The organism is Polaromonas sp. AER18D-145, from assembly GCF_002379095.1.
GTDB lineage: Bacteria > Pseudomonadota > Gammaproteobacteria > Burkholderiales > Burkholderiaceae_C > Polaromonas.
Map to the genome: position 1 here is coordinate 16,599 of NZ_NBZV01000014.1, position 22,063 is coordinate 38,661.

The window sequence follows — 22,063 nt, forward strand, 5'->3', positions numbered from 1 at the left end:
TTTTCATGAAAGTCATTGATTCCATCGTCACCCAGGCCGCCGGCATTGCCGCCGTGCGCCGCGATATCCACGCCCACCCGGAGCTGTGTTTCGAGGAAGTGCGCACGGCCGACGTGGTGGCCCAAAAATTGACCGAGTGGGGCATCCCCATTCACCGCGGCATGGGCACCACCGGTGTGGTCGGCATCATCAAGAACGGCACCTCCAGCCGCGCCATCGGCCTGCGCGCCGACATGGACGCCCTGCCGATGCAGGAGTTCAACACCTTCGAACACGCCAGCCAGCATGCCGGCAAGATGCACGCCTGCGGCCACGACGGCCACACCGCCATGCTGCTGGCCGCCGCTCAGCACTTTGCAAAAAACCGCAATTTTGACGGCACGGTCTACCTGATTTTCCAGCCGGCCGAGGAGGGCGGCGGCGGCGCGCGCGAGATGATCAAGGACGGCCTGTTCGACAAGTTTCCCATGGACGCGGTGTTCGGCATGCACAACTGGCCGGGCACGCAGGTTGGCAAGTTTGCCGCCAGCACCGGTCCGGTGATGGCCTCGAGCAACGAGTTCAAGATCACCATTCGCGGCAAGGGCGGCCACGCCGCCTTGCCGCACAACGGCGTCGACCCGGTGCCGGTGGCCTGCGAGATGGTGCAGGCCTTCCAGACCATCATCAGCCGCAACAAGAAGCCGGTGGACGCCGGTGTGATTTCGGTCACCATGATCCATGCCGGCGAGGCCACCAACGTGATCCCCGACAGCTGCGAGCTGCAGGGCACGGTGCGCACCTTCACGCTGGAAGTGCTGGACATGATTGAAAAACGCATGCAGCAGATCGCCGAGCACCTCTGCGCTGCGCACGACGCCCAGTGCGAGTTTGCGTTTGTGCGCAACTACCCGCCCACCATCAACCATGCGAAGGAAACCGAGTTTGCGCGCAAGGTGATGGCCGAGATCGTTGGCGAGGCCAACGTGATTGCCCAGGAACCAACCATGGGCGCGGAAGACTTTTCCTACATGCTGCAGGCCAAGCCGGGCTGTTATGTCTTTATTGCCAACGGTGACGGCGCGCACCGCGAGATGGGCCATGGCGGAGGGCCGTGCATGCTGCACAACCCGAGTTATGACTTCAACGACGACCTGATCCCGCTGGGGGCCACCTTCTGGGTGCGCCTGAGCGAAAGCTGGCTGGCCCAGGACGCAGCATGAGCGGAGTGACCGACGCTTTTTCCGGCACCTATGCCGAGGCGCGCGGCAAATTCCTGGAAGCGGCCGAGGCGGCCGGCCTGCAGGCGGATTCGCAGCTGCACCCCGAAACCGGCCGCGAGGGGGAAGTGCTGGCCATGGACGTGGTGCTGGACGGACCGGCCGACGCCCGCTCCCTGCTGATCCTCAGCAGCGCCTGCCATGGCGTCGAAGGGTATTGCGGCTCCGGCGTGCAGGTGGCTGCGCTGAGGGACGCCGAGTGGCGTGCCAAGGCCAGCGCGCAGGGTGTGGCGGTGCTGTATGTGCATGCGCTCAACCCTTATGGCTTTTCGCACATCCGGCGCGCCACCCATGAAAACGTGGACCTGAACCGCAACTTCCATGACTTCTCGCAGACGCTGCCCGTCAACGAGGCTTACCGCGAGTTGCAGCCGCTGTTGCTGCCCGACCAGTGGCCGCCCAACGACGACAACAAGGTGGCCACCGACCATTACATCGGCAGCCGCGGCATGGATGCCTACCAGGCAGCCATCACCCGCGGCCAGCATGAATTCCCCGAGGGCCTGTTTTTCGGTGGCACCGTGCCGACCTGGAGCAACCAGACCCTGCGCAAGGTGCTGCAGACCCATGCGCGCCAGGCCAGGCGGGTGGCGTGGATTGACATCCACACCGGCCTGGGCCCCAGCGGTGTCGGCGAACGCATTTGCGCCTGCCGCGATGACAAGGCGGCGCTGGCCCGGGCACGCGCCTGGTGGGGCGGCGGCGGCGCGACACCGGTCACCTCGATTTACGATGGCTCGTCGAGTTCGGCTTTCCTGACCGGCCTGATGTGGACCTCGATTTACGACGAGTGCCCCGACGCGGAATACACCGGCATCGCGATGGAGTACGGCACCTTGCCGCCCTTCGAGATGATGCAGGCGCTGCGCGCCGAACACTGGCTCAATGTCCACCCCGATGCGCCGCCGGCGTTGGCGGCCCAGATCCGGCAGCAGATGATGGACGCGTTTTACGTGGACACCGACGCCTGGAAAGACCAGATCATCAGCCAGGCACGGGAGTCGCTGTTCCAGGCGGTGGACGGCCTGACTTCATAGTCTTTTCGGGCTCAAGCCCTTGAGATACGGGCGCACCCAGCTATAAAAAATATAGCGGATGCGCCTTTTTTTTGTGGCTCAGTTTTCCAGTTCGGCCTTGGCCATTTCCACGTCGAGCCGCTCCATCGCGTCCAGGGGTGTGCTGGCGGCGGCCTGCTCGTAGAGCTTGGTGGCCTCTTTCATCCGCTTGTCGCCTTCCAGCATCACCATGCCGTTGGCGTATTCGATCATGGCGATGGCCGAGCCCGGGTTGAGCTTGAGGGACTCCTTGAACAGGGACTGGCCCACGTCCTTCTTGGCGCCGTAGGTCATGCCGCCAATCAGGGAGCCGACCTTGTCAATCACCTCGGCGTGAAAGGCGGCCAGCGCAATGTGCGCGTCGGCATGTTTGGGGCAGAGCTTGATGGCCTGCTCCAGCGCGTTCTTGACCTTGCTGCCCAGGCCCTGGGCGAGCGCCTTGGCCACGCTGATGCCCTGGCTGTAGCGCCCGAGCGCGTAGGCCTGCCAGTACCAGGCGTTGGCGTTCTGGGGGTCGGCGGCTTGCTGGGCTTCGGCGCGCTGGGCGACGTCCATGAACAGCTCGAGCTTGGTCTTTTCCTTGTTCTCGAGGTAGTTGGCGTAAATGGACGTGGCCTTGTTGACCACGGTGATGCCGGCGCCGCCTGCCTTCAGGCCCGCTTCGGCGGCCTGCTGGAATTCGCCGTTGTGGAACAGCACCCAGGCCTGCAACACGGCGGCGTCCTTGGGCAGGGGCTCGCAGTCCCCCTGGTGCAGGCGTGCCCAGTTTTTTTTCAGGCTGGCGGCATCGAATGCATAGTCGCCCGCGTGGGGGAAAGCAGTCCATTTGGCCATCGGTCGTCTCCTTGGAATTTAGAACTTGTCCGCAAATAATTGGGGGTCGCGTTGGGGCGCAATCGGGATGAGTTGTCCGCCAACATGCCGCAGCATGGGCTGAATGCCCATGCAAGGAATTTGGTGGGCAAATCGCCCGATTTCGCCCCAACCCGGAGGGCAAACGGATTGTCGGGCGGTCTGCGGCGTTGCAAAATCAGGCAAGGCCAGCAGCCTTGCCTTGGATTTTGCGCCTTGCATCCCATCCCGAAAATCCATTTGCGCGACCCCCAATTATTTGCGGACAAGTTCTTGTTGTTGGTTGGCTGAAAAATCGGGGTCATGCGGGGCTGGTGTAGGCACCCACCAGGGCCTGCAAGTGCATGCGCTGGCCCTGCTCGAGATAGGGAATCAGCAAGTTGAGGACGTGGTGCGCACCGCGCAGCAGGGCGGCCTGGGCATTTTCCGGCTCCAGTGCATGGCGTGGGTCGCGCACGTATTCGAAACTCAGCCAGTAGGTCAGCACCACCACCATGCTGGTGGCCGTGGCCTCGACCTCGCGCGAGTCGATGCTGACGGTGTTGGCCCGGCTCATGCTGTCGAGCATGGTCTTGACCGAACGGGTCTTGTTTTTCAGCACCCACTGGAAATGCGTCTCGAGCCGCCGGTTCTTGCTGAGCAGGTCGTTGAGATCGCGGTACAGGAAGCGGTATTGCCAGATCAGCTCGAACAGCGTGTGCATGAAAAACCAGGCGTCCTCGACATCGCGCACGCTGTCGCTGGCATTGAGCAGCTCGCTCAGCGAGCGCTCGTAGCGGTCAAACAGCGAGTTGATCAGCTCGTCCTTGGCGGGGTAGTGGTAGTACAGGTTGCCGGGGCTGATACCCAGTTCGGCCGAGATCAGCGTGGTCGACACATTGGGTTCACCAAAACGGTTGAACAGATCAAGCGTCACTTCCAGGATGCGTTCAGCAGTTCGGCGCGGCGCTTTTTTCGCCATGGTGTCTACCTCGTATTTTTGTTCGACTCTAACCCACTCGCCCGGGTGTTGGAATTATTGATCTTTTGTAACTACTCAGGTAGTTTGGGCTGGTTTTACGCCCTCTCCCCCTGGGAGAGGGCGGGGGTGAGGGCAAGCGGCGTGTGCGTAGAGCTATCGTCTGTTGTGGCTTGCTGGCCCTCACCCCAACCCTCTCCCAGAGGGCGAGGGGGCAAGAAAAGCGCGCTGCATGCCGCGACCTGGGTAGTTACGATCTTTTCCAAATACACGACAGTGAGTTGGACGGCGCTCACCCTCGCCCCTTGGGAGAGGGACGGGGTGAGGGGACGAAAAAAAGGACGCGTCAACGTCCTTTGGGGGTTCGAGGTGCCAGGTATCAGGCGGACTTGCGGGCCGGCGCGCGCTTGGCGGCCGGCTTGCGCGCTGCGGTTTTGCCGGCAGCGGGTTTTGCTGTAGCGGCACGTGGCGCTGCCTTGGAGGCAGCCGGTTTGGCGCCCATCTTCTGCACGTTTTTGTTGAGCTCATCGATCCGTGTAATGAGGGCTTCCACGTCCTTGGCAGAGGGCACGCCCAGCTTGTTCAGGGCTTTGGCGACGCGCTCTTCAAAAATGTTCTCCAGCTTGTCCCACTGGGTGCCGGCTTTCGAGGTGATGTCGGTCGCCATGGTGGCCATCTTGCTGGTGGCGGTGGAAATCTTCTCTTCGGCAACAGCCTGCGTCTTGCGCTGGATGGACAGACCCTCCTTGACCAGGGTCTCGAAGACCTTGCCGCCTTCTGCCTGCGCCTTGGAAAAAGCCCCGAGGCCGGCCAGCCAGATCTGCTGGGCCGATTCCTTCACGGCGCCCGAGAGTTGGGGGCCGGATTTTTTGTCAGCGCTCATTTTTTGCAGTTTCTTGACCATGATGGACTCCTGTCGATAGGTGGATGGCTGGTTGGCGCCGCCGTTGGGCGACACGTTTGTCAAAATATAAGCGCTGCAGGAGCGCAGGTTTAGGTGTTTGCTCCTAAAACGCGAGTGATCCGCCCCTGCGGAAAAACGCTGCCAAACAGGGCGAGCGCGGGTTTCTGCTGACCGGCAGGCAACGGGGCTTGGGCAAGAATGGAGGTAACTACTCAGGTCGCCGCATGCAGCGCGCTTTTCTTGCCCCCTCGCCCTCTGGGAGAGGGTTGGGGTGAGGGCCAGCAAGCCACAACAGACGATAGCTCTACGCACACGCCGCTTGCCCTCACCCCCGCCCTCTCCCAGGGGGAGAGGGAGTAAAACCAGCCCAAACTACCTGAGTAGTTACAAATGGAGTTATCTTGCGGAGAACACAATGCAGTATTTCGTCACGGGAGCCACTGGCTTCATCGGTCAACGGCTGGTCAAAAAGCTTCTGGCGCGCAAGGGGGCGACGGTGTATTTCCTCATCCGCAAGGAAAGTGCCGGCAAGGTCGATGCCCTGCGTGAGTACTGGAGCGTCAGCGCCGCCAGGGCGGTTCCTGTGCATGGCGACCTCACGGCGAAGAAACTCGGCGTCTCGAGCGAAGACGCCAAAAAGCTCAAAGGCCAGATTGACCATTTCTACCACCTCGCGGCTGTTTACGATCTGAGCGCCGACGAGGAAAGCCAGATTGCCGTCAATGTGGACGGTACCCGCCACACGGTCGAGTTCGCCAAGGCCATCGAGGCCGGGCATTTCCACCATGTGAGTTCCATCGCTGCGGCCGGCCTGTACGAAGGCGTGTTCCGCGAGGACATGTTCGAGGAAGCCGAGAACTACGACCATCCGTATTTCATGACCAAGCATGAGAGCGAGAAAATCGTGCGCAAGGAGTGCAAGGTGCCCTGGACCGTGTTCCGCCCGGCCATGGTGGTGGGCGACAGCACCACCGGCGAGATGGACAAGATCGACGGGCCTTATTACTTCTTCAAGCTGATCCAGCGCATGCGCCAGCTGCTGCCACCGTGGATGCCGGCCGTGGGTCTGGAAGGGGGCCGCATCAACATCGTGCCGGTCGATTTTGTGGTTGATGCGCTGGACGTCATCAGCCACAAGGCCAGCATTGCCAAAAAATGCTTCCACCTGGTCGATCCGGTGGGTTACCGCGTCGGTGACGTGCTCGACATCTTCAGCCGGGCTGCGCATGCGCCCAAGATGAATCTGTTTGTCAATGCAGCCCTGCTCGGTTTCATCCCGCGCAGCGTCAAGAAAAGTCTGATGGCGCTGGCACCGGTGCGCCGCGTGCGCAATGCCATCATGGCCGACCTGGGCCTGCCCGAGGACATGCTGACCTTCGTCAATTACCCGACGCGCTTTGACTGCCGCGAAACGCTTGCCGCGCTCAAGGGCTCGGGCGTCGAATGTCCCAACCTGAAGGACTACGCCTGGCGCGTGTGGGACTATTGGGAGCGTCACCTCGACCCCGACCTGCATATCGACCGTTCGCTCAAGGGCACCGTCAGCGGCAAGGTGGTGCTGATCACCGGCGGGTCCTCGGGCATTGGCCTGGCGGCGGCCCACAAGTTTGCCGAAGCCGGCGCCATCACCCTCATCTGCGGCCGTGACCAGGACAAGCTCGACGAGGCCTGCAAGGAGGCCCGGACCAAGGGCTACCACTTCATTGCCTATCCAGCCGATATTGCCGACATGGCCGATTGCGACCGCTTTGTACAGACGCTGATCGAAAAACACGGTGGCGTTGATTTCCTCATCAACAACGCGGGCCGGTCGATTCGCCGCGCCATCGAGGCCAGCTACGACCGCTTCCATGACTTCGAGCGCACCATGCAACTCAACTACTTCGGCTGCCTGCGGGTCACCATGGGTTTTTTGCCCGGCATGGTCGCCAAACACAAGGGCCACGTGGTCAATATCAGCTCGATCGGCGTGTTGACCAACGCCCCACGCTTCTCGGCCTACGTGGCCTCCAAGTCGGCATTGGACGCCTGGACACGTTGCGCGTCCAGCGAATTTGCCGATCAGGGCATTACCTTCACCACCATCAACATGCCGCTGGTGCGCACACCGATGATCGCCCCCACCAACCTGTACAACAACGTCCCGACCCTGAGCCCGGAAGAGGCTGCCGACCTGGTGGCCCAGGCCTGCATCTTCAAGCCGGTGCGCATCGCCACCCGCCTGGGCATTGCCGGCCAAGTGCTGCATGCCCTGTTGCCGCGCGTGGCCCAAATCGCCATGAACACCAGCTTTCGCATGTTCCCCGATTCATCGGCCGCCAACGGCGCGAAGCCGGGCGACAAGCCGGTCAAGCAGACGCTGTCACCCGAGGCCGTGGCGCTGCAGCAGATGATGCGGGGCATCCACTTCTGACTGTCTTACGGTCTGCAAAAAAAAATGCTCCCAGAGGGCGATTTTTTGTTTGTGCTGCTGCCGACGAAGATGGGAGTTGGCGTGAGCGCCAAAGGCATAATGCAAGTGGGCGTCAAGCGGCGCAGGCGCATAGAGACATAGAGGGACAGGCTCATGATTGTGGTTGCCGGAGGCGCGGGTTTCATCGGCGCCAATTTTGTTCTTGACTGGCTGGCCGGGCGCGACGAGCCGGTTGTCAATCTGGACAAGCTCACTTACGCCGGCAACATGGAAACCCTGGCGACCTTGCGGGACGATCCGAGGCATGTTTTCATCAAGGGCGACATTGGTGACAGCGTGCTTGTGGGTGAGCTGCTGACCCGGCACCAACCGCGCGCCATCATCAATTTTGCGGCCGAATCCCATGTCGATCGCTCCATCTCAAGCCCGGAAGATTTCATCCAGACCAACATCGTCGGCACTTTCCGGTTGCTGGAGGCGATCCGGGCCTACTGGGGCGGCTTGGGCGCTGAAGCCAAGGCCGGCTTTCGTTTTCTGCATGTGTCGACCGACGAGGTCTACGGCTCACTCGCACCCACGGAACCCGCCTTCACGGAAACGCACCGGTACGAGCCCAACAGCCCCTATTCAGCCAGCAAGGCCGCCAGCGACCATCTCGTGCGTGCCTATCACCACACCTATGGTTTGCCGGTGCTGACCACCAACTGCAGCAACAACTACGGCCCCTACCATTTTCCCGAAAAGCTGATTCCCCTGATGATTGTCAATGCGCTGGCCGGCAAACCCCTGCCGGTCTATGGCGACGGCATGCAGGTGCGCGACTGGCTTTACGTGAAAGACCATTGCAGCGCGATCCGCCGTGTGCTCGAAGCCGGCAGGGCGGGCGAGGTCTACAACGTGGGCGGCTGGAACGAAAAGCCCAACATCGCTATTGTGAACATCGTCTGCGACCTGCTCGACGAACTTCGGCCGCGCTCCGATGGAAAACATTACCGCGAGCAGATCAGCTATGTCAAGGACCGCCCTGGCCATGACCGCCGCTACGCCATCGACGCCGGAAAAATCCAGCGCGAGCTGGGCTGGAAGCCTGCGGAGACCTTTGAAACCGGCATACGCAAGACGGTGCAGTGGTACCTGGCCAACCCCGAATGGGTGGCCCATGTGCAAAGCGGCGCTTACCGTGCGTGGGTTGATACGCAGTATGCGACTTCCTGATTCCGTGTTGATCGAGGCCGCCGCATCTTCTTCTGGCTCCCTCTCCCTCTGGGAGAGGGCAGGGGTGAGGGTAACTGCATTTGGGGGGAGCAATGCCATTCTTGCGGGCGGCGGGCTTTCTCCTTCTCCCGGAGGCAGAGGAGATCCTGCCCAAGTTTCTGCGACGCCCCGCACCATCTGCGCGAGAGCATCCACCCATGAAAATCCTCCTCTTCGGTAAAAATGGCCAAGTCGGCTGGGAGTTGCAGCGCAGCCTGGCGCCTCTTGGCGAACTCATCGCGCTTGACCGGCACAGCACGGACCTGTGCGGCGATCTCGCGAATCTGACCGGAATCAGCGCGACGGTGCGCCAGGTGCGGCCCGATGTCATCGTCAATGCCGCCGCCTACACCGCGGTTGACAAAGCCGAAAGCGATGCGGCGATGGCACATCTGGTGAACGCAGAAGCCCCGGGTGCGCTCGCCGAGGCGGCCAGCGTCGTCGGTGCATGGCTGGTTCACTATTCGACCGATTATGTTTTCGATGGCAGCGGTAGCCAACCCTGGAGAGAAAGCGACCCGACCGGCCCGCTCAACGTGTATGGCCGGACCAAGCTCGAAGGTGAGCAGCGCATCGCGGCCCAGTGCGCGCAGCACCTCATTTTGCGCACCAGCTGGGTCTACGCGGCGCGCGGTGGCAACTTTGCCAAAACCATGCTCAGGCTGGCCAGGGAGCGCGAGCGCTTGAGCGTCATCAACGACCAGTTCGGCGCGCCGACGGGGGCCGACTTGCTCGCCGACCTCACGGCCCACATGGTGCGCAGCGCGCTGTCTGGAGCCGCTGGCGATCTTGCGGGGATTTACCATGCTGCTGCTGCTGGCGAGACCTCATGGCACGGTTACGCGCGTTTCGTCATCGATTTCGCGTCAAAATCCGGCCTGGGCCTCAAGGCATCTCCCGCCACGGTGGATCCGGTTCCAACGACGGCGTTCCCCACGCCGGCCACGCGTCCGCACAACTCCCGCCTGAACACCGCTAAACTTCAGGCCAGCTTTGGCCTGCAGCTTCCCGCGTGGCAGCAAGGTGTTGCCCGTATGCTGGCAGAAATCATCTGACGACCTACCCATGACTCAACGCAAAGGCATCGTCCTCGCAGGCGGCTCCGGCACCCGCCTGCACCCGGCCACCCTGGCCATCAGCAAACAGTTGCTGCCGGTCTATGACAAACCCATGGTGTATTACCCACTGAGCACGCTGATGATCGCGGGCATTCGCGAGGTACTGATCATCAGCACGCCGCAGGACACACCGCGTTTTAAGCAACTGCTGGGTGATGGTTCGCAATGGGGCATGAAGCTTCAATATGCGGTGCAGCCCAGTCCCGACGGGCTGGCGCAGGCTTTTATCATCGGCGAGGAATTTCTGGCCGGTGCACCCAGCGCGCTGGTGCTCGGCGACAATATTTTCTACGGGCACGACCTGCACAAGCTGCTGCTGGAGGCCGATACCCAGCAAGCGGGCGCGACGGTGTTTGCCTACCATGTGAAGGATCCCGAGCGTTATGGGGTCGTGGCCTTCGACGCGGCCGGCAGGGCCTGTAGCATTGAAGAAAAGCCGGCTGCGCCGAAAAGCAGCTATGCCGTGACAGGCCTGTATTTCTATGACAACCAGGTCGTCGAGATTGCCAAATCCATCAAGCCGAGTGCTCGTGGTGAACTGGAGATCACGGCGGTCAACCAAGCCTATCTTGAGCGCGGACAGCTGAACGTGCAAATCATGCAGCGTGGTTATGCGTGGCTGGACACCGGAACCCACGACAGCCTTATGGATGCCGGGCAATTTATTGCGACGCTTGAGCACCGTCAGGGCCTCAAGATAGCATGTCCGGAAGAAATCGCCTGGCGCAACGGTTTCATCGACAGTGCACAACTGGAAAAACTGGCAGAGCCGCTTGCCAAAAGCGGCTATGGGCAGTATTTGCTGCGTCTGCTCAGGGATCAAGTATGAAAGCCACTGCCACCTCTGTCGTCGATGTGTTGATCATCGAGCCCAAAGTGTTCGGCGACGAGCGTGGTTTCTTTTTTGAAAGCTTCAATCAGCGGGACTTCAATGCCGCGACAGGCACAGACCTGAGCTTTGTGCAAGACAACCATAGCCGCTCGGCCAAAGGCGTGTTGCGTGGACTGCATTACCAAGTCGGTCAACCTCAGGGCAAGCTGGTGCGGGTGGTGCGAGGCTCGGTCTTTGACGTGGCGGTCGATATCCGGCCCAGCTCTGCGACGTTCGGCAAATGGTTTGGCATGGAGTTGAACGAGCACGATCACCGCCAGCTCTGGGTTCCGCCTGGGCTTGCGCACGGCTTTTTGGTACTCAGTGACAGTGCCGACTTCCTGTACAAGACAACGGACTACTATGCCCCGGCGCAAGAGCGCTGTATTGCGTGGAATGACCCTACGCTGGCAATAGATTGGCCTTTGGCAGGATCTGCCCCAACTTTATCTGTCAAGGACGCGGCAGGCCAATTTTTTGAGCGTCGTTCGGCTTAACTGTTCGCGAGGTTCACGAGGTCACCGTCCTGCGCGTCAGGTGTGAATCCACTGACGTGTTTTAAGAGAATGGCTCGCAAAGTTGAGGTGTCGTTGGCAACAATCGCTTGCTGCAACTTATCGAGATCGATGGCGAAGTCCTCCCATGGTACAAAATCTTCATGGGCTTTCAGAATGCGCGGGTGTACGGTGGGAACCGGGTTGTCGCCGATCAGCAGCTCTTCATAGAGTTTTTCTCCTGGACGCAAACCGGTCACCTCGATGGCGATGTCGCCGTCAGGCCGTGCCTCTTCCTGTACTGTGAAGCCTGAGAGTTTCACCATCCGGCGGGCGAGGTCGATGATCTTCACCGGTTCGCCCATGTCCAGAACATACACTTCGCCGCCTTCGGCCATGGCCCCGGCTTGCAGCACGAGTTGGGCTGCCTCGGGAATGGTCATGAAGTAACGGGTCACGTCAGCGTGCGTCAGCGTGATCGGTCCGCCCGACTCGATCTGGCGTCGAAACAGGGGCACGACACTGCCGCTGCTGCCAAGCACATTTCCAAATCGCACCATGGCAAGGCGCGTTAGGTTGTCGACGGGTTGTCTCTCCCCGTCAAAAGCGACGCGCGGCAAGGCCGAGAGTGCCTGCAGCACCATCTCCGCGAGGCGTTTGCTGGCGCCCATGACATTGGTCGGGCGGACCGCCTTGTCGGTCGAGACGAGCACGAAATGACCGGCACCCGTCTCGATTGCAGCGCGTGCCACATTGAGGGTTCCCAGAACATTGTTGGCGATGCCCTCGGCAGGGTTGTGCTCGACCAGCGGCACGTGTTTGTAGGCGGCAGCATGGTAAATCGTGTGCGGTCGGTAGGCCGTGCAGATATCGGCCATGCGGCGGTAGTCGCGCACATTCGCCAGAAGCGGTATCAGCTCGGGTGCTGTGCCCTGGCGCTCCGTCATGCGGGCGCAGAGCTGTTGCAGTTCCTGGTGGATGCTGTACAGGCCGTATTCACTATGTTCCACGAGCAGCAGGCGGCTGGGGCGTTCCTGGACGATCTGCCTGCACAGCTCGCTGCCAATGCTGCCCGCGGCGCCGGTTACCAGGATCACCTTGCCTGTGAGACTGCGTGCCAACAAGGCCCTGTCCGGCGGCACCGCATCGCGGCCCAGCAAATCCTCCACATCGAGATCCTTGATGTCCGCAAGAGCCACCCGCCCGTGGGCCAGGTCGGTCAGTCCGGGCAGCGACCGGACATGGACCGGAAGTGGCTGCAACTCGTTCAATATTTCGTTACGGCGCGCTCGACTGATTGACGGCAATGCCAGCAGCATGTCAGTGATCTCGCATTTCTCGACCAGACTGTCGAGATCGTGCGGCGCATAGACCGGCACGTGGTTGATGGTCAACCCTTGCAAAGCCGGGCTGTCATCGACGAACCCCATCAGTTTGAATTCGTGGGAAGTGGCAATGGCGTTGGCAATCTGAACTCCAGCGGATCCCGCGCCGTAAATCAACAGACGGCTGACCGACACGTTGCGGCGTTGGCCGGTAGAAAGGCTGCTAAGCCACTGGCGCGCTGCAGCCCGGCTCCCGCCGACCAGCAGCATCAAAATCAGCGGCTGCAGAAGGCCGATGGAGCGTGGCACATCAGGCCACTCCATCAACATCAACACGCTGAAAAAAAGCACGGCGTACAGCGATACGGCGGCTACCAGTGCCCGCATGGCAGCCATGCCGCTGTGCCGGAAGACGGCCCGGTAAAGGCCGTTGCGCCAGAAGATAGGCGCAGCCAGTGCCGGCGCGAGCACGTAGGGCCACCACTGATGGGTGCTGTAAGGCCAATGAAAAGTGTCGAGCCGAAGCGAGTAGGCCACCCATACGGCTGCGATGCCCATCAAAGCATCAGCCAGCAGGACGACCAGTTGCTTGACATGTCTTGGTTGATTCAATAATTTGGTTTTGATCATTGACTTTGGATCGTAGGTTCGGCTGTAATTGAATTAATGGGAGACGCCGTCGCGGCGCCATACTTTGACGGCCGTCATCCACAAAATCCGGATGTCGAACCAGAGCGACTGGCGGCGCAAATACTCAGCGTCCAGCGCCACCTTGTCGGGTATCGGCAACTCGTCGCGGCCATTGACCTGTGCCCAACCCGTGAGGCCTGGCAGTAGGTCATGTACGCCTTCCTGGACGCGCATGACAATTAGGTCCTCCTGATTAAATAGTGCGGGCCGGGGCCCTACGAAGCTCATGTCGCCGATGAGGATGCTCCAAAGTTGTGGCAGCTCGTCGAGACTACTTTTTCGCAGGAAAGGGCCGACCGGGGTTAGGTGCGCAACCGGGTTGGTCAGCAGATGAGTTGCTACGACGGGGGTGCCAACGCGCATCGTCCGGAACTTGGGCATGCGAAAAATTCTGTTGTGGCGGCCGACGCGATTCGACCAGTAGAGAGCCGGTCCAGGAGAAGTCAGGCGAACGACGACGGCGATCAGAAGAAGTGGGAGGGCGAAAATCAGCAAAATACCAGCTACCATGATTAAATCAAAGACCCGCTTCAAAACACGCTGCCGTTCGTTTCTGGACGAGCCGAGAAGAGTGCGCTTTAACATAGAAAGAAAGGCGGAAAAAACCGCCTTACTTGCCGATGTGGCAAGCGCAATTTCGTCAAATTAAGTATTCGAGTTGAATGTTGTCCCTCCCGCATAGAATCGCTCCTTCTCGTTAGTTTAAGCTCCATTACATTATGAAAACTGAGGCGCCAACATCCACAGCTGCTGAAATCACCGTGCTTGACCTGCTTATGGTGGCTGCAGGCAATCTCAAGCTCTTAGTGCTGGGTCCGATTATTGCGGGTCTGCTGGCTTGGGGCGTCGCGTCCAGCATGCCAAAGACGTTCATCAGCTACGCCACCATTGCTCTTCCTGATCGAGACTTGTTGGTCATGCCACCGACGGCATTTGCAGTGGTGTCAACACCTACGCCACAGCGTGTGGCCGTCATGATCCGATCACCGCGCGTTCTAGACCTTGCGCTCATTTCGCTGACGCCTTTGAATGGGCCGGCTCTTGAGGCGCAGCGCGTAGCCCTGGCCTCCAAGTTACAGGTCGAGGCTGCTGGAGACGGTACTATTCGCTTGTCTGTTTCGGCCGAATCGGCAGAGCAAGCGCAAAAAACTGCAAAAGCTATCGTCGACGCTTGGTTGACGACGACTGTCCCGCGAAAAAGAGACCGCGCCGATCTTGAATCAAGACTTTTGGAGGTGCGCTCTTCACTTCGTGCGTTGCGCCTTCTGATTAGCCATATAAATTCCACGCGGGAATTTGGTGACTCCTCCCCGCGTCTTGATGTTGAGGAGCGCAGTGCATTAATTTCGTCCTTGAATGAGCTTCAAGCCCGACGTCGGGACGACATAACAATTATTGAACGTGCTTTAGATGGGCTAGATTCAGATGTTGTGTTGCAGGCGCCTACCCTTCCCACTCAGCAAGTCAAGCCCAAGGTACTTTCAATAGTTCTTCTAGCCAGTGTGATGACAGGATTCTTGCTGCTGCTTTTTGTATTCATGCGCCACGCATGGCGTAGCACGATGTGCGTCAAAGAGATTTAGCAAACAGTGCAGGCTTGGTGTCAGACTGCTGGTTCAGGTGAGGTTGACCCAAATAGTGTCGCAGTCGCAGTCCCAGTGGGCCCCAAGTCGTAGGCTGTCATAGTCTCTATTGTCAGAGAGGCAATGCCTGCTATACTTGTTCAAATGATGAACGGGATGTAAATTGGCTGAAATTTCTAAGGCGCATGTTGTTTGTGGCGTGGTGGCCGCTTTGAATGATGGGGGTAGTTCATCAGTGTTCGGCTCAACTTTTTACTGATTTAATTGACGTAGTCTTTCGCATGTCCGTTCTTCAGCAAGAAAACCACCTTAAGGTCCTGCGCCTTGTAGATGGAAATCCGCACTTGAACCAGCGTGGACTGGCCGAGGCGTTGGGTGTCAGTTTGGGTAAAACCAACTATTGCCTCAAAGCGTTGGTCGACAAAGGCATGATCAAGGTTCAGAATTTTAGGGGTAGCCAGAACAAGATGGCTTATATTTATTTGCTGACACCTTTGGGAATCGCTGAGAAAGCCGATCTCACGGCACACTTTCTCAAGCGCAAACTCGCCGAATATGAAAGCTTGGAAGTTGAGATTCGCACCATGCAGCGCGAGCTTGAGGGTGCGAACGATCCCAAAGGGCTTAACCGATGATGCCTGGCCCAGATGGCTTGTCCCTCATGAGGCCGGCCCAAGATCAGAATTCCTTTGGTTTGCTCGCCCGCCTCTGGCGTCACCTAGACCGCCATCGGCGGCGTCAGTTTATGATGGTGTCCGGGCTAATGCTGGTAAGTGCCTTTGCCGAAATCGTTAGCCTCGGGGCCGTGCTTCCTTTCCTTGGAGTGTTGACAGCGCCTGAACGGGTGTTTAGTCAGCCCATCGTGTCGGCCCTGTCGCGGGCATTAGGCATCAGTACTGCAGATCAGCTCGTACTTCCATTGACGCTGGTTTTTGTCGCTGCAGCCCTGCTTGCGGGTGCCTTGCGCATGTTGCTACTGTGGGCGAGTACCAAGCTGGCATTTGGTGCCGGCGCAGATCTGAGTATGGAGGTTTACCGTCGCACGCTTTACCAGCCCTATCACGTGCATGTGGCGCGCAACAGCAGCGAGGTTATTAGCGCGATCACTAGCAAAGTTGGTGCAGCGGTCCAGGTGCTTTATCAGCTATTGACGCTGATGAGTTCGGCGGTGCTCCTGCTGGCTATAACTCTCGCCCTCTTGGTCATGAATCCAGTGGTTGCAATTCTGGCCATTGGCGGATTCGGTATCGCCTACGGCGCTATTACACTGGTCTCGCGCCAGCGTCTGCGTCGCAACGGCATGCGTATAGCAAAAGAGCAAACTCAGGTCATCAAGGCGCTGCAGGAAGGACTGGGAGGTATTCGCGACGTGTTGCTGGACGGCCTCCAGCCGGTTTATTGCGAAATCTATAGCCGCTCTGATTTACCCTTGCGTCGCGCTCAGGGCAACAATATTTTCATCAGTGGGAGCCCGCGCTTTGCTATGGAGGCGATGGGCATGGTGCTAATCGCGGCGCTAGCCTATGGGTTGAGTAGGCAAAGTGGCGGCATTTCCAGCGCTTTGCCTATCTTGGGTGCGCTGGCGCTGGGTGCGCAGCGCCTGCTTCCAACTTTGCAACAGGGCTATAGCGCTTGGGCCAGCATTAGCGGCAACCATAGTTCATTGGTTGATACGATCCAACTGCTGGAGCAGCCCATGCCAGCAGCTCAAACCTTGCTGACGAGGCTGCCGCTGGTCTTGCGGCATAGCATCCGCTTTGACGATGTACGGTTTCGCTATAACGAGGCGTCGGCGTGGGTGCTCAACGGGCTGAGTCTGTCGATTGCCAAGGGCAGCCGCGTCGGTTTCATTGGACGGACTGGTAGCGGCAAGAGTACTACATTGGATTTGCTCATGGGGCTGCTGCTGCCAACCGAGGGGGCGTTGGTGGTCGACGGAGAGCCCATAAGCGGTGCCAGACTGCGTGCCTGGCAGGGAGCAATCGCGCATGTCCCTCAAAGCATTTATCTGGCGGATGCCACCATTGCAGAGAACATCGCTTTTGGCGTACCGCGTGAGGCGATCGACATGACACGAGTAAAAAGTGCGGCACAACAGGCCCAAATCGCGGCATTCGTGGAAAGCCACCCAGAGAGCTATGGAGCATTTGTCGGCGAGCGGGGCGTGCGTCTGTCGGGCGGCCAGCGGCAACGAATTGGTATTGCCCGCGCACTCTATAAGAGTGCCAGCGTACTCGTGTTCGACGAGGCGACCAGTGCTCTCGACAATGCGACGGAGCAACTGGTGATGGACGCTATTGAAGGACTCGATCGCAACCTGACAATCCTGTTGATCGCCCATCGCCTGTCTACGGTCAGGCGATGCGACATGGTGGTGGAGCTCGACGGTGGGCGAGTGGCGGCACAGGGCACCTATGAACAGTTGATGGCAAGTAGCGTCAGCTTCAGGCAGATGAGCCATGTCGAGTCCTGAACCAAATTGCCGGCTGGCTGCCGCCAGTAAGCGCTAGTATTTTCCTGCTAATTTCCTGGTAAAAAAATGATTCCTTACGGCCGACAAGACATCAGTGAGCAGGATATTCAAGCAGTGGTGGATGTCTTAAGATCCAACACGCTGACGCAAGGTCCTGCAGTCACCCATTTTGAACGGGCCATGGCCGCTTATTGCGGCGCAAGCCATGCGTTGGCAGTATGCAATGCGACCGCGGCCCTGCATCTGGCTTGCCTAGCCTTGGGATTGGGGAAGGGTGACATCCTATGGACCGCATCCAATACCTTTGCGGCTTCCTCCAATTGCGCGTTGTACTGCGGTGCAGCCATTGATTTTGTTGATATCGATCCCCGCACTTACAACATGAGTGTTGCCGCGCTGGAACACAAGCTCCAAGTGGCTGAGCGCGATGGATGCCTACCAAAAATTCTCATTCCGGTTCATTTCACCGGGCAGTCTTGTCAGATGAGGGAGATCAAGGCGCTGGCCGACCGATACGGCTTCAAGATTATTGAAGACGCTTCCCACGCCATCGGTGGGAAATATCGCGGTGAACCGGTCGGCAATTGCCGCTACTCCGATATAAGTGTTTTTAGTTTTCACCCTGTCAAGATCATCACGACCGGCGAGGGCGGTCTGCTCTTGACGAATGACGCGGAACTCTCCTCCCGCTTGGATTTGCTTCGCAGCCATGGCATCGAGCGCGACCCCTCGCGCTTTGTGGGCGACGATCATTCGCCATGGATGCTGGAAATGCAAATGCTGGGCTACAACTACCGCATGACTGATATGCAAGCTGCGCTTGGCACCAGCCAATTGCGGCGGCTCGATGGATTCGTTGCAAGCCGGCATGCCTTGGTGGCTCGTTACAACACTGGACTAGCTGGCCTGCCTCTGACGTTGCCTTGGCAGGACGCCGACTGTTTTTCTGCATTTCATCTATACATGGTTCGCCTCGATCTGACCTGCATCCGCAGAACCCGGCGCGAGGTATTCGATGGTTTGCGCCAGGCCGGCATCTACGCCCATGTCCACTACAACCCCGTGCACTTGCATCCCTACTACCGTGAGATGGGATTCAAACCAGGAGACTTTCCAGAAACCGAGCAATATCACCGGGAGGCGATCACGCTTCCCATGTATTCCAGCCTCTCTATCAACGATCAGGACCACGTAATCAGTACGTTGAAAAAACTGGTTCTGTGAAGAAGTCTAAAGCCGAATGTCAGCCTAGCGCAGACGTCTAAAAAATTCTCATGAAGCAAAGTAGTATTTTTCTGCAATCCGAGGGCAACGCATGGTTTGAGCGGAATGCGGAGTTACTGGCCTCTCGCAAGCTTCCCGATTCGGATCCGACGCTAATGGAAATTTTAAAACTGGATATCGCAACAAAAAAGGGGAGAAAAATTCTGGAAATTGGCTGCGGTGACGGAACGCGGCTGGCTTGGCTGAAGGACAATTGTGGCTTTGATTGCTATGGTGTCGAATCATCGGCCCAAGCGGTTCAGGCGGCAGCTGCGCGCGGCATCACAGCATGTCAGGGCACGGCCGAAAAGCTGCCTTTTGCTGACAACTCATTTGACATCGTTGTTTTTGGTTTCTGTCTATATTTGTGCGGCCGTGATGACCTGTTTCGTGTGGCTTGTGAGGCTGACCGGGTATTGCGGAATCCGGGTTGGCTGTTGATCCTTGACTTTTACAGCCCGGCGCCACTCAAGCGCGAATACCACCACCGCTCGGGCCTTTTCAGCCACAAGATGGACTACCGCACGCGGTTTACGTGGAATCCCGGGTATACGAATTATTCGCATCAGGTTCGCCACCATTCGGATTCAGGCTTTACTGACGATCAGACCGAGTGGATGGCGACATCTCTGCTGCGCAAGAATCTTGAACGCAATGAGTAAACGTCTTGCGTTGGGTACCGCTCAATTCGGTTTGCCCTATGGGGTCGCGAACCATACAGGACAAGTTGGCCGCCATGAGGCGGGCGCGATACTGGCTCACGCCCGGGATGTCGGCATAGACACACTCGATACGGCGATGGCGTATGGTGAAAGCGAGCTTAGTTTGGGTGAAGTTGGCGTTGAGCGCTGGCAGGTCATCTCAAAGCTTCCGGCCATTCCACCGTCGTGCCTGGACGTCGCCGTGTGGGTCCACGAATCGGTGCTCGGGTCGCTGGCACGGCTCGGAATACCCAAGTTAAGCGGTCTGTTGCTACACCGCCCCCAGGAACTGCTCGGCGACCAGGGCCAAATACTCTATCGCGCGCTGAGTGCGCTCAAAGAGCAAGGCCTTGTCGCGAAGATTGGAGTTTCTATTTACGGTCCTGAAGAACTCGACGCACTATGTCCGTACTTCCGCTTCGATCTTGTCCAGGCGCCCTTCAATATAGTTGACCGCCGCATGGCAACTTCGGGTTGGCTGAAGAAGTTGCACCAGAGCGGCACGGAAGTCCACATTCGGTCGGCATTCCTGCAGGGACTATTGCTGATGGATGAGCAGCGGCGCCCGGCGTCTTTTCAGCGCTGGCAGCCGTTGTGGAAAGAATGGCACCGCTGGCTGATGGAACAGGCACTCAGTCCGCTGCAAGCCTGTCTCGGTTTTGTGTTGGCCCAGCCCGAAGTCGGCCGGGTGGTGTTAGGCATAGACAGCCTTGAGCACTTACGGGGAATTCTGGCGAGTGCCGACGCACCGGCCGTCGTGCCGCCAACAATGCTGGCCAGCCAGGACCTCGACCTCATCAACCCCGCCCGTTGGAGCTTAACTTGAAGACGGTTGCCATTGTCCAAGCCCGCATGGGTTCCACGCGTTTTCCCAACAAGGTTATGCGGCCAATCTGCGGCACCCCCATGATTGGCCTGCTGCTGGAGCGCTTGGCCAAAGCCAAGCTTGTCGACCAGATTGTGCTCGCTACTTCGCAAGATCCGCGTAATGACGCCCTGGCACGTTACGTGCGCGAACTCGGCTACGTGGTTTATCGGGGCAGTGAAGACGATGTGCTTGACAGGTACTACCAAGCGGCGAAAGAGGTAGGGGCTGATACGGTGGTGCGCATTACCGGTGACTGCCCCTTACTCGACCCGGCACTGGTAGATGCTGTCATCGAAAAATTTCGCGAGTCTGGCGCCGATTATGCCGCCAACACGTCACCGCCAACCTATCCCGATGGGCTGGATACCGAAGTTTTTTCCCATGAAGCGCTTGAAACCGCCTGGCAGCAAGCCAAGGAAGGCGGTCAGCGTGAGCATGTCACGCCTTTCATCCGCGAAGCAGAGCAGTTCAGTCAGACGAACGTGACTTTTTCAGATGATCACTCCGACAAGCGCTGGACGGTTGACGAGCCTGAGGATTTCCAAGTAGTGATCAGTGTTTTTGAGTACTTTCATCCCCGCCGTGACTTCAGTTGGCTTGAAGTACTGGCACTGTCCGAACAACATCCGGAGTGGTTTATGGCAAATGAGCATTTGATTCGCAACGAAGGTGCGCAACTCGGCGCCGGTCAGAAACTCTGGAAACGCGCCAAGCGCGTCATTCCCGGCGGCAACATGCTGCTCTCCAAGCGGGCCGAGATGTTCCTGCCCGACCAATGGCCCGCCTACTTCAGCAAGGCCAAAGGCTGCAAGGTCTGGGACCTGGACGGCAAAGAGTACATCGACATGTCCATCATGGGGATAGGCACCAATACGCTCGGCTACGGACACCCCGAAGTGGACGAGGCGGTGCATCAGACCGTCACGGCCGGAAACATGTCCACCTTTAATTGTCCGGAAGAGGTTTATCTGGCCGAGCGGCTGGTCGAGTTGCATCCATGGGCTGACATGGTGCGCCTGGCACGCAGCGGTGGCGAAGCCAATGCCGTCGCGATCCGCATTGCCCGGGCCGCTTCCGGCCGCGACAAAGTCGCCATTTGTGGTTATCACGGCTGGCACGACTGGTACCTGGCCGCCAACCTGGGAGACGAGCAGAACCTCGCGGGGCACTTGCTACCCGGCCTTGAGCCCAAGGGGGTTCCGCAGAATCTCCGCGGCAGCGTGCTGCCTTTCCGCTACAACAATTTCCCCGAATTGGAAGAATTGGTGAGAAATCACGAGATCGGTGTGATCAAAATGGAAGTCTCGCGCAATATGGGCCCGGAGGATGGCTTTCTTGAGAAGGTGCGCAAGCTCGCTACCGACAATGACATTGTTTTGATCTTTGACGAATGCACCTCCGGTTTTCGTCAGACCTTTGGTGGCTTGCACAAGCTTTATGGGGTTGAGCCTGACATGGCGATGTTCGGCAAGGCCCTGGGCAATGGCTACGCGATCACCGCGACCATAGGGCGTCGCGAGGTGATGGAGGCCGCGCAGACCACATTCATCAGCAGCACTTTTTGGACCGAGCGGATAGGCCCGAGCGCCGCGTTGAAAACGCTGGAAGTCATGGCTCGGGAGAAGTCCTGGGACGTCATTACCGCCGTCGGCAACACCATCAAACAGCGCTGGGGTCAGCTGGCCGTTCAGCACGGCCTGCAGATCGAGCAGTGGGGCATGCCGGCGCTTGCGGGCTTCACGCTTCCAGGCGTCAACTCGCTCGCGTACAAGACTTTGATCACGCAGGAAATGCTGGCCAAAGGATATTTGGCCAGCAACAGCGTTTACGCGTGCACGGCGCATACGCCTGACATCATTGACGGCTACTTTGAAGCATTGTCACCAATTTTCGGGGTGATTCGTGAGTGTGAAGATGGCCGTGACATTCACGCTTTGCTGAAGGGGCCGATCTGCCATGCCGGCTTCACGCGCCTGAATTGA

19 protein-coding genes are annotated in these 22,063 nt (G+C 58.9%); 14 read left to right on the forward strand and 5 right to left on the reverse strand.

The window, feature by feature from the left end:
• Positions 1-5: 5 nt before the first annotated feature.
• Together B7G52_RS09245 and B7G52_RS09250 are read left to right on the forward strand one after the other, a co-directional pair.
• Positions 6-1,202 carry a M20 aminoacylase family protein gene (locus B7G52_RS09245; RefSeq protein ID WP_096697321.1) on the forward strand — a complete coding sequence of 399 codons (1,197 nt, stop codon included), beginning with the start codon at positions 6-8 and terminating at the stop codon, positions 1,200-1,202.
• The gene (locus B7G52_RS09250; RefSeq protein ID WP_096697322.1) at positions 1,199-2,296 is read left to right on the forward strand and encodes a M14 family metallopeptidase; all 1,098 of its coding nucleotides are present in this window, start codon (positions 1,199-1,201) and stop codon (positions 2,294-2,296) included. Before B7G52_RS09245 ends, B7G52_RS09250 begins: the two co-directional genes overlap by 4 nt.
• Positions 2,297-2,374: 78 nt before the next feature.
• On the opposite strand, the gene B7G52_RS09255 is transcribed toward B7G52_RS09250, so the two are convergent.
• The 3 genes from B7G52_RS09255 to B7G52_RS09265 form a co-directional block, all read right to left on the reverse strand.
• A complete protein-coding gene (locus B7G52_RS09255) occupies positions 2,375-3,148 on the reverse strand; it encodes a hypothetical protein (protein WP_096697323.1) in 774 nt (257 codons plus the stop codon).
• 319 nt (positions 3,149-3,467) lie between these two features.
• A complete protein-coding gene (locus tag B7G52_RS09260; protein ID WP_096664057.1) occupies positions 3,468-4,127 on the reverse strand; it encodes a TetR/AcrR family transcriptional regulator in 660 nt (219 codons plus the stop codon).
• Positions 4,128-4,503: 376 nt separating this feature from the next.
• Entirely contained in the window at positions 4,504-5,028 is a 525-nt protein-coding gene (locus B7G52_RS09265; protein ID WP_096697380.1) for a phasin family protein, read from the reverse strand.
• A gap of 415 nt (positions 5,029-5,443) precedes the next feature.
• Between B7G52_RS09265 and B7G52_RS09270 the strand changes: the two genes are divergently transcribed.
• The 5 genes from B7G52_RS09270 (at position 5,444) to rfbC (ending at position 11,181) form a co-directional block, all read left to right on the forward strand.
• Positions 5,444-7,441 carry an SDR family oxidoreductase gene (locus tag B7G52_RS09270; RefSeq protein WP_096697324.1) on the forward strand — a complete coding sequence of 666 codons (1,998 nt, stop codon included), beginning with the start codon at positions 5,444-5,446 and terminating at the stop codon, positions 7,439-7,441.
• Between the two features lie 153 nt (positions 7,442-7,594).
• Positions 7,595-8,656, forward strand: a complete 1,062-nt coding sequence (gene rfbB / locus B7G52_RS09275) for a dTDP-glucose 4,6-dehydratase (RefSeq protein ID WP_096697325.1) — start codon at positions 7,595-7,597, stop codon at positions 8,654-8,656.
• 197 nt (positions 8,657-8,853) lie between these two features.
• Entirely contained in the window at positions 8,854-9,750 is an 897-nt protein-coding gene (gene rfbD, locus B7G52_RS09280) for a dTDP-4-dehydrorhamnose reductase (RefSeq protein WP_096697326.1), read from the forward strand.
• A 10-nt stretch (positions 9,751-9,760) separates the two neighbouring features.
• A complete protein-coding gene (gene rfbA, locus B7G52_RS09285) occupies positions 9,761-10,642 on the forward strand; it encodes a glucose-1-phosphate thymidylyltransferase RfbA (protein WP_096697327.1) in 882 nt (293 codons plus the stop codon).
• Positions 10,639-11,181 (forward strand): dTDP-4-dehydrorhamnose 3,5-epimerase, encoded by a 543-nt coding sequence (gene rfbC, locus B7G52_RS09290; protein WP_096697328.1) that lies wholly within the window; start codon positions 10,639-10,641, stop codon positions 11,179-11,181. Before rfbA ends, rfbC begins: the two co-directional genes overlap by 4 nt.
• Here the strand turns inward: rfbC and B7G52_RS09295 are convergent.
• Positions 11,178-13,133, reverse strand: coding sequence for a nucleoside-diphosphate sugar epimerase/dehydratase (locus tag B7G52_RS09295; RefSeq protein ID WP_096697329.1), 1,956 nt, complete (start codon positions 13,131-13,133; stop codon positions 11,178-11,180). The two genes, rfbC and B7G52_RS09295, sit on opposite strands and share 4 nt — an antisense overlap.
• 33 nt (positions 13,134-13,166) lie before the next feature.
• A complete protein-coding gene (locus tag B7G52_RS09300) occupies positions 13,167-13,727 on the reverse strand; it encodes a sugar transferase (RefSeq protein WP_096697381.1) in 561 nt (186 codons plus the stop codon).
• Positions 13,728-13,954: 227 nt separating this feature from the next.
• On the opposite strand from B7G52_RS09300, the gene B7G52_RS09305 reads away from it, so the two are divergent.
• The 7 genes from B7G52_RS09305 (at position 13,955) to B7G52_RS09335 (ending at position 22,063) form a co-directional block, all read left to right on the forward strand.
• Positions 13,955-14,776: a hypothetical protein gene (locus tag B7G52_RS09305; RefSeq protein ID WP_205853042.1), complete on the forward strand. Its 822-nt coding sequence runs from the start codon at positions 13,955-13,957 to the stop codon at positions 14,774-14,776.
• 281 nt (positions 14,777-15,057) lie between these two features.
• Complete coding sequence (locus B7G52_RS09310) at positions 15,058-15,411, forward strand: MarR family EPS-associated transcriptional regulator (RefSeq protein ID WP_096697331.1); 354 nt, start codon at positions 15,058-15,060, stop codon at positions 15,409-15,411.
• Positions 15,412-15,470: 59 nt separating this feature from the next.
• Positions 15,471-17,249, forward strand: coding sequence for an ABC transporter ATP-binding protein (locus B7G52_RS09315; RefSeq protein WP_205853043.1), 1,779 nt, complete (start codon positions 15,471-15,473; stop codon positions 17,247-17,249).
• Positions 17,250-17,315: 66 nt separating this feature from the next.
• A complete protein-coding gene (gene pseC, locus B7G52_RS09320) occupies positions 17,316-18,473 on the forward strand; it encodes a UDP-4-amino-4,6-dideoxy-N-acetyl-beta-L-altrosamine transaminase (RefSeq protein WP_096697332.1) in 1,158 nt (385 codons plus the stop codon).
• Between the two features lie 50 nt (positions 18,474-18,523).
• The gene (locus B7G52_RS09325; RefSeq protein ID WP_096697333.1) at positions 18,524-19,174 is read left to right on the forward strand and encodes a class I SAM-dependent methyltransferase; all 651 of its coding nucleotides are present in this window, start codon (positions 18,524-18,526) and stop codon (positions 19,172-19,174) included.
• On the forward strand, positions 19,167-20,039 hold the full coding sequence (locus B7G52_RS09330) for an aldo/keto reductase (protein WP_096697334.1): 873 nt from the start codon (positions 19,167-19,169) through the stop codon (positions 20,037-20,039). Before B7G52_RS09325 ends, B7G52_RS09330 begins: the two co-directional genes overlap by 8 nt.
• Positions 20,036-22,063 carry an aminotransferase class III-fold pyridoxal phosphate-dependent enzyme gene (locus B7G52_RS09335; protein WP_096697335.1) on the forward strand — a complete coding sequence of 676 codons (2,028 nt, stop codon included), beginning with the start codon at positions 20,036-20,038 and terminating at the stop codon, positions 22,061-22,063. Before B7G52_RS09330 ends, B7G52_RS09335 begins: the two co-directional genes overlap by 4 nt.

What these genes read in the sequence shown, in the direction of transcription:
- B7G52_RS09245 (WP_096697321.1), top strand. Translation starts at nt 6, where the DNA reads ATGAAAGTCATTGATTCCATCGTCACCCAGGCCGCCGGCATTGCCGCC.
- B7G52_RS09330 (WP_096697334.1), top strand. Translation starts at nt 19,167, where the DNA reads ATGAGTAAACGTCTTGCGTTGGGTACCGCTCAATTCGGTTTGCCCTAT.
- pseC (WP_096697332.1), top strand. Translation starts at nt 17,316, where the DNA reads ATGATTCCTTACGGCCGACAAGACATCAGTGAGCAGGATATTCAAGCA.
- B7G52_RS09295 (WP_096697329.1), bottom strand. Translation starts at nt 13,133, where the DNA reads ATGATCAAAACCAAATTATTGAATCAACCAAGACATGTCAAGCAACTG.
- rfbC (WP_096697328.1), top strand. Translation starts at nt 10,639, where the DNA reads ATGAAAGCCACTGCCACCTCTGTCGTCGATGTGTTGATCATCGAGCCC.
- B7G52_RS09270 (WP_096697324.1), top strand. Translation starts at nt 5,444, where the DNA reads ATGCAGTATTTCGTCACGGGAGCCACTGGCTTCATCGGTCAACGGCTG.
- B7G52_RS09325 (WP_096697333.1), top strand. Translation starts at nt 18,524, where the DNA reads ATGAAGCAAAGTAGTATTTTTCTGCAATCCGAGGGCAACGCATGGTTT.
- B7G52_RS09260 (WP_096664057.1), bottom strand. Translation starts at nt 4,127, where the DNA reads ATGGCGAAAAAAGCGCCGCGCCGAACTGCTGAACGCATCCTGGAAGTG.
- rfbB (WP_096697325.1), top strand. Translation starts at nt 7,595, where the DNA reads ATGATTGTGGTTGCCGGAGGCGCGGGTTTCATCGGCGCCAATTTTGTT.
- rfbA (WP_096697327.1), top strand. Translation starts at nt 9,761, where the DNA reads ATGACTCAACGCAAAGGCATCGTCCTCGCAGGCGGCTCCGGCACCCGC.
- B7G52_RS09255 (WP_096697323.1), bottom strand. Translation starts at nt 3,148, where the DNA reads ATGGCCAAATGGACTGCTTTCCCCCACGCGGGCGACTATGCATTCGAT.
- B7G52_RS09310 (WP_096697331.1), top strand. Translation starts at nt 15,058, where the DNA reads ATGTCCGTTCTTCAGCAAGAAAACCACCTTAAGGTCCTGCGCCTTGTA.
- B7G52_RS09265 (WP_096697380.1), bottom strand. Translation starts at nt 5,028, where the DNA reads ATGGTCAAGAAACTGCAAAAAATGAGCGCTGACAAAAAATCCGGCCCC.
- rfbD (WP_096697326.1), top strand. Translation starts at nt 8,854, where the DNA reads ATGAAAATCCTCCTCTTCGGTAAAAATGGCCAAGTCGGCTGGGAGTTG.
- B7G52_RS09250 (WP_096697322.1), top strand. Translation starts at nt 1,199, where the DNA reads ATGAGCGGAGTGACCGACGCTTTTTCCGGCACCTATGCCGAGGCGCGC.